The organism is Streptomyces sp. NPDC058877 (genome assembly GCF_042742855.1).
In the GTDB taxonomy this organism is placed as follows: Bacteria; Actinomycetota; Actinomycetes; order Streptomycetales; family Streptomycetaceae; genus Streptomyces.
Genome location: NZ_JBHYMF010000089.1, coordinates 16,904 through 28,940, shown reverse-complemented (window position 1 = coordinate 28,940; position 12,037 = coordinate 16,904). Strand labels below are relative to the sequence as shown.

Annotated in this window: 11 protein-coding genes; 2 read left to right on the top strand and 9 right to left on the bottom strand. The window is 71.9% G+C overall.

From position 1 onward, the window contains the following. Positions 1–35 precede the first annotated feature (35 nt). From ACFW2Y_RS21090 to ACFW2Y_RS21080, 3 genes are read right to left on the bottom strand one after another with little or no spacing between them, the layout of a single operon-like run. Positions 36–1,232, bottom strand: coding sequence for a dipeptidase (locus tag ACFW2Y_RS21090; RefSeq protein WP_384881249.1), 1,197 nt, complete (start codon positions 1,230–1,232; stop codon positions 36–38). Then, on the bottom strand, positions 1,229–1,726 hold the full coding sequence (gene purE, locus ACFW2Y_RS21085; protein ID WP_384881259.1) for a 5-(carboxyamino)imidazole ribonucleotide mutase: 498 nt from the start codon (positions 1,724–1,726) through the stop codon (positions 1,229–1,231). The genes ACFW2Y_RS21090 and purE overlap by 4 nt, the downstream gene beginning before the upstream one ends. Positions 1,727–1,745: 19 nt before the next feature. After that, complete coding sequence (locus ACFW2Y_RS21080) at positions 1,746–2,885, bottom strand: 5-(carboxyamino)imidazole ribonucleotide synthase (protein WP_384881246.1); 1,140 nt, start codon at positions 2,883–2,885, stop codon at positions 1,746–1,748. Between the two features lie 199 nt (positions 2,886–3,084). Here ACFW2Y_RS21080 and ACFW2Y_RS21075 point away from each other — a divergent pair, with 199 nt between their 5' ends. After that, a complete protein-coding gene (locus ACFW2Y_RS21075; RefSeq protein ID WP_384881244.1) occupies positions 3,085–3,600 on the top strand; it encodes a GtrA family protein in 516 nt (171 codons plus the stop codon). Between the two features lie 126 nt (positions 3,601–3,726). Here the strand turns inward: ACFW2Y_RS21075 and ACFW2Y_RS21070 are convergent, their stop codons facing one another. Both ACFW2Y_RS21070 and ACFW2Y_RS21065 read right to left on the bottom strand, forming a co-directional pair. Further along, complete coding sequence (locus ACFW2Y_RS21070; RefSeq protein ID WP_384881241.1) at positions 3,727–4,998, bottom strand: ATP-binding protein; 1,272 nt, start codon at positions 4,996–4,998, stop codon at positions 3,727–3,729. Positions 4,999–5,231: 233 nt separating this feature from the next. After that, complete coding sequence (locus ACFW2Y_RS21065) at positions 5,232–5,909, bottom strand: response regulator transcription factor (RefSeq protein ID WP_384881238.1); 678 nt, start codon at positions 5,907–5,909, stop codon at positions 5,232–5,234. 426 nt (positions 5,910–6,335) lie between these two features. Between ACFW2Y_RS21065 and ACFW2Y_RS21060 the strand changes: the two genes are divergently transcribed. After that, positions 6,336–7,856 carry a peptide MFS transporter gene (locus tag ACFW2Y_RS21060; RefSeq protein WP_384881236.1) on the top strand — a complete coding sequence of 507 codons (1,521 nt, stop codon included), beginning with the start codon at positions 6,336–6,338 and terminating at the stop codon, positions 7,854–7,856. Positions 7,857–7,926: 70 nt separating this feature from the next. Here ACFW2Y_RS21060 and ACFW2Y_RS21055 read toward each other — a convergent pair whose 3' ends face one another. From ACFW2Y_RS21055 to ACFW2Y_RS21040, 4 genes are read right to left on the bottom strand one after another with little or no spacing between them, the layout of a single operon-like run. Continuing rightward, a complete protein-coding gene (locus ACFW2Y_RS21055) occupies positions 7,927–9,366 on the bottom strand; it encodes a hypothetical protein (protein WP_384881256.1) in 1,440 nt (479 codons plus the stop codon). A gap of 14 nt (positions 9,367–9,380) precedes the next feature. After that, on the bottom strand, positions 9,381–10,430 hold the full coding sequence (locus ACFW2Y_RS21050; protein WP_384881233.1) for a hypothetical protein: 1,050 nt from the start codon (positions 10,428–10,430) through the stop codon (positions 9,381–9,383). Next, entirely contained in the window at positions 10,427–11,296 is an 870-nt protein-coding gene (locus ACFW2Y_RS21045; protein WP_384881230.1) for a hypothetical protein, read from the bottom strand. Before ACFW2Y_RS21045 ends, ACFW2Y_RS21050 begins: the two co-directional genes overlap by 4 nt. Continuing rightward, positions 11,296–11,982, bottom strand: a complete 687-nt coding sequence (locus ACFW2Y_RS21040) for a peptidase (protein ID WP_384881254.1) — start codon at positions 11,980–11,982, stop codon at positions 11,296–11,298. The genes ACFW2Y_RS21045 and ACFW2Y_RS21040 overlap by 1 nt, the downstream gene beginning before the upstream one ends. Positions 11,983–12,037: the final 55 nt, after the last annotated feature.

The following is a 12,037-nucleotide window of genomic DNA, read 5'->3' as shown; positions in this document are numbered from 1 at the left end:
GGGCCCCGGTCGTGCGGGGCCCTCCGCGCGGGCGGTCACGAGCCGTCGAGCGCCTCGATGGTGGCGTTCGACGGGGCCGTACGGCTGCTCAGGTCGCGGGAGACGGCTTCCGCGTCCCGGAGGACGCGGACCGCGTTGGACCAGGTCAGCTTGGCCAGGTCCGGGTGGGACCAGCCGCGGTGCAGCAGTTCCGCGATCAGGCGGGGGTAGCCGGCGACGTCATCGAGACCGGCCGGGGTGAAGGCGGTGCCGTCGTAGTCGCCGCCGATGCCGATGTGGTCGATGCCGGCGACCTCGCGCATGTGGTCGAGGTGGTCGGCGACCGTGGCCGCGGTGGCGATCGGGCGCGGGTTCGCTTCTTCGAAGGCGCGGTGCAGCTCCATCGCCCCGGCCGTGGTGTCGAGGTGGTCGAAGCCGTGCGCCCGGAGGTTGTCGTCCGCCCGCGCGGTCCACTCGACGGCCGCGGGGAGGATGAACTTCGGCACGAAGGTGGCCATCGCGACGCCGCCGTTGGCGGGCAGCCGCTCCAGGACGTCGTCCGGGACGTTGCGCGGGTGGTCGCAGACCGCCCGGGCCGAGGAGTGCGAGAAGATCACCGGCGCCGCCGTGGCGTCGAGCGCGTCCCGCATCGTCGTCGCGGCGACGTGGGAGAGGTCGACGAGCATGCCGGAGCGGTTCATCTCGCGGACGACCTGCCGGCCGAAGGCGGAGAGGCCGCCGACCCGGGGCCGGTCGGTCGCCGAGTCCGCCCAGTCGTTGTTGTCGTTGTGGGTGAGCGTCATGTAGCGGACGCCCAGGGCGTGCAGCGCGCGCAGGGTGGCGAGGGAGTTGTTGATCGAGTGGCCGCCCTCGGCGCCCTTCAGGGAGGCGATGCGGCCCTGCTTCCGGGCCGCCTCCATGTCGTCCGCCGTCAGGGCCGGGGCCAGGTCGGCGGCGTACCGGTCGAGGAGCTGGTCGACGACGTCGATCTGCTCCAGGGTCGCGCTGACCGCGTTGTCACCGGCCAACCGGCAGGGCACGTACACCGACCAGAACTGGGCGCCGACGCCGCCGGCCCGGAGCCGGGCGAGGTCGGTGTGGAGCGCGCCGGTCTGGTCGGCGCCGATGTCCATCCGGTCGAGGTCGTAGCGGACATGCTCGCGCAGCGCCCACGGGAGGTCGTTGTGACCGTCGACCACGGGCGACGAGGCCAGGAGCTCCCTGGCCTCGTCGAGACGGTCGGCCGCGCTCACTTGGCGAAGCCGAAGGACGCCGCACCCTCGACCTTGGTGCGCAGCCGCTTGCCCTTCTCGGTGGCCTGGTCGTTGAGCTCCTGCTGGAACTCCCGCATCCGGGCGAGGAGGTCGGCGTCGTGCGCGGCGAGGATCCGGGCCGCGAGCAGGCCCGCGTTGCGGGCACCGCCGACGGAGACCGTGGCGACCGGGACGCCGGCCGGCATCTGCACGATGGAGAGCAGCGAGTCCATGCCGTCGAGGTACTTCAGCGGCACCGGGACGCCGATGACGGGGAGCGGGGTGACGGAGGCGAGCATGCCCGGCAGGTGGGCGGCACCGCCGGCCCCCGCGATGATCGCCTTGAGCCCGCGGCCCGCGGCCTCCTCGCCGTACGCGATCATCTCGCGCGGCATCCGGTGCGCGGAGACGACGTCGACCTCGTACGGGATCTCGAACTCGTCCAGGGCCTGTGCCGCGGCCTCCATCACGGGCCAGTCGGAGTCGGACCCCATGACGATGCCAATGATCGGGTTACTCAACGATCGTTCCTCGCAGATAGCCGGCGGCGTGACGGGCGCGCTCCAGCACGTCGTCGAGGTCGTCGCCGTAGGTGTTGACGTGGCCCACCTTGCGACCGGGCTTCACGTCCTTGCCGTACATGTGGATCTTCAGCTGCGGGTCCCTGGCCATGCAGTGCAGGTACGCGGAGTACATGTCCGGGTAGTCGCCGCCGAGGACATTGCACATCACGGTCCACGGTGCGCGCGGGCGCGGATCGCCGAGGGGCAGGTCGAGAACCGCCCGAACGTGGTTGGCGAACTGCGAGGTGATCGCGCCGTCCTGGGTCCAGTGGCCCGAGTTGTGCGGGCGCATCGCCAGTTCGTTGACGAGGATGCGGCCGTCCGTGGTCTGGAACAGCTCGACGGCGAGGTGGCCGACGACGCCCAGCTCCTGGCCGATCCGGAGCGCCAGCTCCTGGGCCTGTCCCACCAGCTCGTCGTCCAGGTCGGGCGCGGGCGCGATGACCGTGTCGCAGACGCCGTCGACCTGACGGGACTCGACGACCGGGTAGGCGACGGCCTGCCCGTGCGGGGAGCGGACGACGTTCGCCGCGAGCTCGCGGACGAAGTCGACCTTCTCCTCGGCGAGGACCGGGACGCCGGCGAGGAAGGGGTCGCGGGCGTCCTCCGGCTTGCGGACGAACCAGACGCCCTTGCCGTCGTAGCCGCCGCGCACCGTCTTCAGGATGATCGGGAAGCCGCCGACCTCGGACGCGAAGGCCTCCGCGTCCGCCGGGTCGGTCACGATCCGGTGGCGGGGGCTGGGCGCACCGATCTGGTCGAGCCGGGCGCGCATCACCCCCTTGTCCTGGGCGTGCACGAGCGCGTCCGGGCCGGGCCGGACGGGGATGCCGTCGGCCTCCAGCGCGCGCAGGTGCTCGGTGGGGACGTGCTCGTGATCGAAGGTGATCACGTCGCAGCCGCGTGCGAAGTCACGCAGCGTGTCCAGGTCGCGGTAGTCACCGATCACGACCTCGCCGGCCACCTGTGCCGCGGAGTCCTGCGGGGTGTCGCTGAGGAGCTTGAACTTGATGCCGAGGGGGATGCCCGCCTCGTGGGTCATACGGGCGAGCTGCCCGCCTCCGACCATGCCTACTACGGGGAACGTCACCCTCTTAGGGTATCCGCACCATCAGGGAACACTCGTCCGGCTGTGCTTTGGCACAAGATCCGAGCGGTTCCGGCGCGGACGGGGGAGAGGTTCTCCACAGCTTTGAGCGGTCCACGGGTGGGTGAAGGGGGCGCTGGTTAGCATGGTTGGGTTGACGTCGCCCGGACGTCACCCGGACGGACGGGACAGAGCGATCACCATGAGTGAACCCGGCGTGCTGCGCACGCGACTCCAGGGGCTCTTCCGCGAGGTCGCGAAGTTCGGGGTGGTCGGCGGCCTCGGCGTGCTGGTCAATCTCGGCGCCTTCAACCTGGTCCGGAACGTCACGGAGATTCCGGTGGTGCGGGCGAGCCTGATCGCCACCGTGATCGCGATCGCCTTCAACTACGTCGGCTTCCGCTACTTCACGTACCGCGACCGGGACAAGTCCGGGCGCACCAAGGAACTGACGCTGTTCCTGCTGTTCAGCCTCGTCGGCCTGGTCATCGAGAACGGCATCCTGTACACGGCGACCTACGGCTTCGGCTGGGACGGGCCGCTGGCGAGCAACTTCTTCAAGTTCTCCGGCATCGGCATCGCGACCCTCTTCCGCTTCTGGTCCTACCGCACCTGGGTGTTCCGGGCGCTGCCCGCGAAGGAAGCCGTCCAGACCGCCGAGTCCTTCCTGGAGCGGGCCCCGCGACAGGCGACCCGCCGACAGCCCGACCGCGTCTGACCCCGGGCCCGCCACCGGGCCCGCCACCGGGTCCGAGCGGCTGCGGGACGACGTCGGCCGGAGCAGGGCGGGGCGGGGCCGTCGCCGGGCGGACGTTCAGCGGACGGACGTTCAGCGGACGGACGTTCAGCGGACGGGGCGCTCCCTCGGTTCGCCCTGGACGCTCCTGACCTCCCGGCTCAGGAAGAGCGCGAAGACCGGCGGCTGCTGCTGGAGCAGCTCCAGCCGGCCGCCGTCCGCCTCCGCCAGGTCACGGGCCACCGCAAGGCCGATGCCCGTGGAGCTCCGACCGCTGACGGCCCGCTCGAAGATGCGTGCGCCCAGGTCGGCGGGGACGCCCGGGCCCTCGTCGGTGACCTCGATCACCGACTGGTTGCCGGTGACGCGGGTGCGCAGGGCGACCGTGCCGCCGCCGTGCATCAGCGAGTTCTCGATCAGGGCGGCGAGGACCTGGGCGACCGCGCCGGGGGTGCCGACCGCCCGCATCCCCTGCTTCCCCGAGTGGACGATGGCCCGCCCGGCGCTGCGGTAGGCCGGCCGCCACTCCTCGATCTGCTGCTTGACGACCTCGTCCAGGTCGAAGGCGATGGCGGAGCCGGTGCGGGGGTCCCTGGCGTTGGTGAGGAGCCGCTCGACGACGTCCGTGAGCCGCTCCACCTGGGTGAGTGCGATCGTCGCCTCCTCCTTGACCGTGTCCAGGTCATCGGCGAGGGCGACCTCCTCCAGGCGCATGGAGAGGGCGGTCAGGGGGGTGCGGAGCTGGTGGGAGGCGTCGGCGGCGAGCCGGCGCTCGGCGGTGAGCATCCGTGCGATGCGCTCGGCGGAGGCGTCGAGGACGTCCGCGACCCGGTCCAGCTCGGGCACCCCGTACCGCTTGTGCCGGGGGCGCGGGTCTCCGGAGCCGAGGCGCTCGGCGGTCTCGGCGAGGTCGGTCAGCGGGGACGCCAGCTTGTTCCCCTGCCGCACGGCGAGGAGGACGGCGGCGACGACCGCGAGGAGCGCCACCGCACCGATGATCAGCAGGGTGCGGCCGACCTCGGCGGTGACCACGGAGCGGGACTCCTCCACCACCACGGTCTCGCCGCGCTCGCCCTCGGCGAGGCCGCGGATGACGTCCCCCTCCGGGCGGGTGCCGATCTCGATGAGGTCGCGGCCGGGGATGCGGATCTGGGCGTACCTCTTGGCGCCGCTCTGCTCGGCGAGGATGTCCGGGTTGACCGGCTCGCCGCCGATCAACCGGCTGTCGACGATGGAGACGATCCGCAGCGCCTCGGAGTCCACGCTCTCCTGCGCGCTGTTGGAGATGGTGCGGGTCTCGACCAGGACGAGGGAGAAGCCGAAGACGGCGATGACGACGAGGACGACGGCGAGCGTGGAGTTGATCAGGCGGCGGCGCACGGTGCGGTGCCTTCCGGGGCGGGGTACGGGGCGCTCCCGAGCGTACGGGGCGACCGTCCCACCGGCCGGGGCCGTGGAGCCGGAGGCTCCGCGGTGCGCGGTGCGGGGTGCGGGGCCGCGCCGCCGGGCCGGGGGCGTGCGGCAGGCACCGCGGGGCCGCCGCGGGATCGCCCGGCAGGGCTCGCCGCCCGCTCCGACCGGCCCGGTGGAACCGCGGTGCGGGGCCGCCGGCCTCAGCTCTTCTCGAAGCGGAAGCCGACGCCGCGGACCGTCGCGATGTAACGGGGGTTGGCCGCGTCGTCGCCGAGCTTCTTGCGGAGCCAGGAGATGTGCATGTCGAGGGTCTTGGTGGAGGACCACCAGGTGGTGTCCCAGACCTCGCGCATCAGCTGGTCGCGCGTGACGACCCGACCGGCGTCCCGGACCAGCACCCGGAGCAGGTCGAACTCCTTGGCGGTGAGCTGGAGCTCCTCGTCCCCCATCCAGGCGCGGTGGGACTCGACGTCGATCCGCACGCCGTGGGTGGTGGGGGCGGCAACGGGCTCGGTGGAGCCGCGTCGGAGCAGGGCCCGGACCCGGGCGAGGAGCTCGGCGAGCCGGAAGGGCTTGGTGACGTAGTCGTCGGCGCCCGCGTCGAGCCCCACGACGGTGTCGACCTCGTCCGCCCGGGCGGTGAGGACCAGGATGGGGACCGCGTGGCCTTCGGCGCGCAGCCTTCGGGCGACCTCCAGGCCGTCCATGCCGGGCAGCCCCAGGTCGAGCACGACCAGGTCGACGCCGCCCTGGAGTCCGGTGTCGAGGGCGGTCGGTCCGTCCTCGCGGACCTCGACCTCGTACCCCTCTCTCCGCAGGGCGCGGGCCAGCGGTTCCGAGATGGATGCGTCGTCCTCGGCGAGCAGTACACGGGTCATGGGGTGATGGTAGTCCGCACGGCGCCGGAGCCGGGGCGGGATCCGTCGGGCCGGAATGACGCCTGGGGATCGTGCGGGGAACCTGCACATGACCTTCGAATGTCCTTGCCTGGTTCCACACCTGCCTGTGATCCATCTCTCAAGTCCTTCCATATCCGGCACTGTCGTGTCGTATGGTGGCGAGACGTCAGTCGCGGTAAACAGGGACCTTTGGCCAGCTTCATCGCCAAGGTCCTCTTTCTGCGTGAGGCCGGCTCCGCCGAAGCCTCAAGACGGTGAAAGACCTGTGGGTCGGGTCCCGGGACGCGAAGACGCTTGTTCCGGGGCGTGGATCCCGGCGGAATCACACGAATCCACCGGTGCCGGCCTCCCCCACCGGGCGCACCACGCTCACAAGGCGTGCGTCCCGACAGAGCAAGGATCGACATGGCGTCCAGCCTGACGACGACTTCGACCGGAACCCCCCGGTACCAGAAGACGTTCCTCGGCCACCCCCGAGGCCTGACTACCCTCTTCTTCACCGAAATGTGGGAGCGCTTCTCCTACTACGGCATGAGGGCGCTGTTGGTGTACTACCTGGTCTCCGGCGGTGCGGACGCCGCGACCGGCAGCCAGGACGGCGGTCTCGCCGTGAAGGCCGCCACCGCCACGGCCATCTACTCGGTCTACGTGTCGATGGTCTACCTGATGGCCATGCCCGGCGGTTGGTTCGGTGACCGCGTCTGGGGCGCCCGCAAGACCGTCACCATCGCCGGTTTCGTGATCATGGCCGGTCACGTCTCGCTGGCGCTGCCCGGATCGGCGATGTTCTTCGTCGGCCTGGCGCTGGTGGCCGTGGGCTCGGGTCTGCTGAAGGCCAACATCTCCACGATGGTGGGTCACCTCTACGACGGTCCCGAGGACCCGCGTCGTGACGGTGGCTTCACGCTCTTCTACATCGGCATCAACTTCGGCGCCTTCGTCGCTCCGCTGCTGATCGGCACGGTCGGCAAGGAGATCAACTGGCACCTCGGCTTCGCCCTCGCCGCGATCGGCATGGGCTTGGGCCTCGCCGTCTTCCTCGGCTTCGCCAAGAGCCTCAACCCCAAGAGCAGCGAGGTCCCCAACCCGCTCTCTGCCGACGAGCGAAAGGCGATCGTCACCAAGATCGCCCTGGTCGTCGCCGTCGCGGCCGCCTTCTACGGTGCCGTCGTCGCCCTCGGCCTGTACACCCTGAACTGGGCGCTCGTCCCGCTCACCATCGCCGGTCTGCTCATTCCGATCGCCGTCCTGGCCCGCATCAAGCGCGACCCCGAGCTCGACAAGTCCGAGCAGTCGAAGGTGAACGGCTACATCTGGTTCTTCGTGGCCGCCGCGATCTTCTGGATGATCTACGACCAGGGCGGTTCGACCCTGTCGCTCTTCGCGGATGACAAGACCGCCGACACGGTCTTCGGCTTCGGCTTCTCCGCGACCTGGTACCAGTCGCTGAACCCGCTCTTCGTGATGGCCCTGGCGCCCGTCTTCGCCTGGCTTTGGCTGTGGCTGGCCCGCAAGAACCAGGAGCCGAACACCATCGTGAAGTTCGCGATGGGTCTCGTTCTGGTCGGCGGCTCCTTCTTCGTCTTCGTCGTCCCGATGGGCATGGCAGGCGACGGCACCAAGGTCTCTCCGATGTGGCTCGTCTCGATCTACATGATCCAGACCATCGGCGAGCTGTGCCTCTCCCCCGTCGGCCTCTCCGTCACGACGAAGATGGCGCCGAAGAAGTACGCCTCGCAGATGATGGGCGTCTGGTTCCTCGCCGTCACCGCCGGTGACTGCACCACGGGCCTGCTGTCCATCGCGGGCGTGGACCTGAACGGAACGGGGATCATCGCCATGCAGGCGACGCTCGCCGTTGCTGCGGGCTTCGCGATCTTCATGTACCGCAAGAAGGTCCAGCAACTCATGGGCGACGTGCACTGACGTCCCCCGCACACGGCCGGAGGGCCGTCGCACCGATCCGGTGCGGCGGCCCTCCGTCGTTCTCACCCGCTCACCTGCGCAGCCGCGCCCACGGAGTGAAGGTGAACACCGCGCCGCCGACCAGGATGATCGTGCCCGCGACCAGGGCGAGGGCCCGCAGGGCGCCGTCGTTCTCGGCTCCGGTCTCGGCGAGGTTCCCGCCGGAGGCGCCGCCCGAGCCCGAAGCGGAGCCCGTACCGCCGGCGGAGCCGCCCGAGGCTCCGCCGGCCTGCTTGCTCGTGTCCAGCTCCAGGGAGGCCTGCACGGAGCCCTTGACCTGGCAGGGGATGACGATCGGTGAGCCGCCGAGCGAGACGCTGATGGTGAGCGCTCCCGGGCTGAGGGTGGACCTGCCCGTCGCACCCGGCGTGTAGGTGCCCTTCATGTCGGGCAGGTCGACCGGCTTGCCCGCTTCCAGCGGGGCCGCGTTGGCGGGACCCGTGACCTTCACCGTTCCGCTGTCGGCGCCCCCGATCCTGACGTCCATGGAGGGCTTGAGGGCTCCGGCGGGCAGGGCCGCCGGGCTGTTCATGACGCCCTTGGCGGTCTTGACCGTGAGGGCGTAGCCGCCGCCGTTCTTCTTGGCGTCGATCGTCACCTTGGAGGCGATCGACGCGGGGCCGGGGGGCTGGCAGGAGAACTGGACCGCGACCTGGGTGCCGGGGAAGTCGGTCTGCCCGCCGCCCCCGCCGCTCGAACCCCCGGAGGCGCCGGAGGAACCCGTGCCGCCGGAAGCCGTGGAGCCGCCGGAGGAGGTGGTGGTGGTGGTGGTGGTCCCGCCGGAGGTGGTGGTCGACCCGCCCGAGGAGGTGGTCCCGCCGGAGACCGTGGAGCCGCTGGTGGTGGTCGACCCGCCCGAAGCCGTACCGCCCGAGGTGGTCGACCCGCCGGAGGCCGTGGAGCCGCCGGAAGCCGTGGAGCCGCCCGAGGAGGTCTCCCCTCCCCCGTCCGTCACCTTGATCGTCGCGCCGACCGGCACCGTTTCCTTCGGGGAGCACTTGGTGTCCGTCGACAGGGGCTTGGACACGTTGATGGTGTACTTGCCGGGCGTCAGCGTGACCTCGCCCGCCTTCTCCAACTTCAGCTTCCCCTTCATGTCGGGGAGCACCATCGGACTGTTCTTGGGTATCGGCGGGTTCTGGCGCGGCCCCTCCATCGCCACGGTCCCGTCCGCCGCGCCGCCCACCGCAAGGACCCCGGTGGGCTTCACCGTGTCCTTGCCGAGGTCGAGCACGTCGGGGTTCTTCGAGGCGGCCTGGACCGTCTTCCAAACGATCTCGACCTCGTCGCCGACCTCGGCTTCCGCAGGCGCGGTGATCAGCACCTTCGTGGTGCCCTGCACGGGCGGAAGCCCGGAGATCGGCGGCGGGACGCACTCCGTGGCGTACGAGGTCTCGGCCGCCCGGGCGGGGCCGGCGGCGCACAGGATTCCCGCACCGCCGAGCACCAGCGCCACCCCGGCCGCGCTCATCCTCCGTTGCGTACTCACGCATGTCCCTTCGTCGTCGGGCTGCTGCTCTCTGCCGCTGACGGTGCGGAGTCAGGGCTGAACCACGGCAGGGCCGCGGTCGTCCCCCCGTCCCCCGGGTCCACCGGCGGGGCGGAGGCGGGGGTACGGGTACGGCGGCGCGGGCGCGGTGCGGTCCGGGGCCCGGGGGTGCGGGCGGCTCCGTGAGCGGGCCGCACCCGGTCGACCAGGGCCATGCCGATCCGGAACAGGGCGGCGGGCACCACGACGGCGAGGAGCACCCAGAAGAGCGTCACGCCCCAGGGCCTGCCGACCCCCCACGGCTGCTCGACGAGGACCTTGCCCCCGTACTTCACGGACACGCGGTAATCACCGTGGGCGCCGGCCGCGAGCTCCGCGGGAAGGCGGATCAGGGCCTTCCCGCCGGGTTCGATCGTGCCCCTCCACGGGCGTTCCTCGTACTGGGGCGCGAAGACGCCGTGGCTGGTGCCCACTTCGAAGACGGGGTCCTTGACGGAGGCCGGGCCGAGGTTGCCGACGGTGAAGACGACCTCGCGGCGCGGGGGTGCGCCGAACCAGACGAGGAGGCCGCTGGAGCCGTCGAGGCGCACGGCGGCGAGGACGGCGAGGCGGCCGTCTCCGGCGGCTTCGGGGAGCGGGGCGGTGGGGTGCCCGGCGACTGTGAACTCCTTGTCCACGGAGTCCTGTTGGCCGGTGACTCCGGCGACGTGCACCACGCAGGGGCAGGGTTCGGGCGGCTCGGCGACGGGGAGCTTGGCGCTGAACGCGCCCCGGGAGTCGACGGTGGCGGCCCGCCCCTCGGTGTTGGCACAGGAGTTGGTGCCGCCGATGACACCCCGGTCCGGGGCGCTCCGGCCGCAGATCAGGATCATGAGCAGCGCGCCGGGTTTCCAGCCGCTGCCGCTGACGGTGATCTCGCCGCCCGTGCCGCCCTCCGTCGCGGAGAGTTCGACCACGGGCCCCGGTGCCGCCGTCACGGGGACGGTGGGCAGCAGCACGAGGGCGAGGGCGGCGAGGAGGGCGGCGGCCGTGCGGATCGTGTTCATGGTGTCGCTCCTCCCGGGGATCGCCGGACGCGGGACCTGATGCGGCGCCGTACCGCGTGTCCGACGCCGCCCGCAGCCGCCAGGAGCAGCACGGTCACGCCGGTGAGTGTGGGGCCCGGGGCGAAGGCGGTCCGGATCCCGGCGGTGGAGGGGGCCGCGCCCGGGGCGGTGGCCGTGAGCCGGACGGTGACGGAGTCGAGGGCGGGCGGATCGGGCCAGGGCTCGGTGTGGGTGGTCCGCTCGCCGGGGCGGAGGGCGAACGGCAGGGAGCGCTCCGGGCGGTCGAGGACGGTGCCGAAGAGCCCTTCGGCGCGGACCGCGAGGCGGGGGGCGAGGACCGTGCTGCCGCGGTTGACCAGGGTGTACCGGAGGGTTCCGGCAGCGTCGTCGAAGCGGACGTCCTCGACGGTGAGTGCCGCGAGGCGGGGGCCGCTGACCCTCAGCCGCAGATCGACGCGCACCTCGCGGCCGGCGGCCTCGGCCCGCACGGTGCCACGGTGCTCGCCGGGCGGGGTGTCGGCGGTGAGGGTGACGGCGAAGGGCACGTCGGCCCGGGTCCTGGCGGGCACGGTCACGGTCGGCTCGGCGAAGGACACGGGGGCGCCCTGCCCGGTGAGGCGCACGGTGAGCGGGGCCCCGCCCGGGTTGGTCAGCGACAGGGTGTCCTGGAGGACGCTGCCCGCCGGGCCCTCCAGATAGGCGTACGGCCGTCCGGCGGCGGGGGTAGCCGTCCAGTCCTGGGGGGCGGGTGGTGCCACCGCGACCGCGAGGAGGGCGGTCGCGGCGGCCACCAGCCCGGGGCGGGTCGCCTTCCGGTGCGCGGCACGGGCAGCGGAGTGGCGATCGGGACGTGCCGCCGTCCGCATCAGCGTGCCGTGCGCCGCGTGAGCCAGAGGACTCCGGCAGCGCCGGTCAGCAGGACGGTGCCGCCGAGGGTGCCGAGCGCGACGGCGGAGTCGAGCGGGCCGGTCCTGGGGAGTTCGCCGCCGGTGTCGCCGGCGGCGGGGGGCGGGGTGTCGCTTCCCGTACCGCCGGCGGCATCGGTGACCTGGAGTTCGAGCGACGGTCGGGGGTTGTTCTTCGGGGTGCAGACGGCCGCGTCCATCCCGAGGGCGTGGACGGTGAGGGTGCCCGCCGTGAAGGTGACCTTGCCGTTCTGCTTCGGGGTGAACGTGCCGGTCAGGGTGCCGATCTTGATGGGGGTGTCGGGCGGGATGGCGGCCGTGTTGGGGGTGCCCTTGACCTTCAGCGTGCCGCTCGCGGCCCCGCCGAGGACGAGGTCGGCGCGGGGGGTCATGACTCCTTTGGGGAGCTCGACCGGGCTGTCGGACACGCCCTTCTCGAAGGACATGGTGATCGTGTAGCCGCTGCCGCTCTTGACGGCCTTGATGTCGACGGGCGAGACGGCGGTCTTGGGGCCGATCTTCGTCTCGCAGGCGTAGTCGACGTCGATGACGGCCGCCCGGGCGACCGGTGCGCCGGCCAACACGGTCGCGCCCGTCACGACGGCCGTGGCCGCGAGCGCGGCGCCCGTTCTCCTCCGCTTCGACACCTTGGACACCGCGAACACCCCTCACCGCAAGACAACTGACGGTCTTTCAGATTGG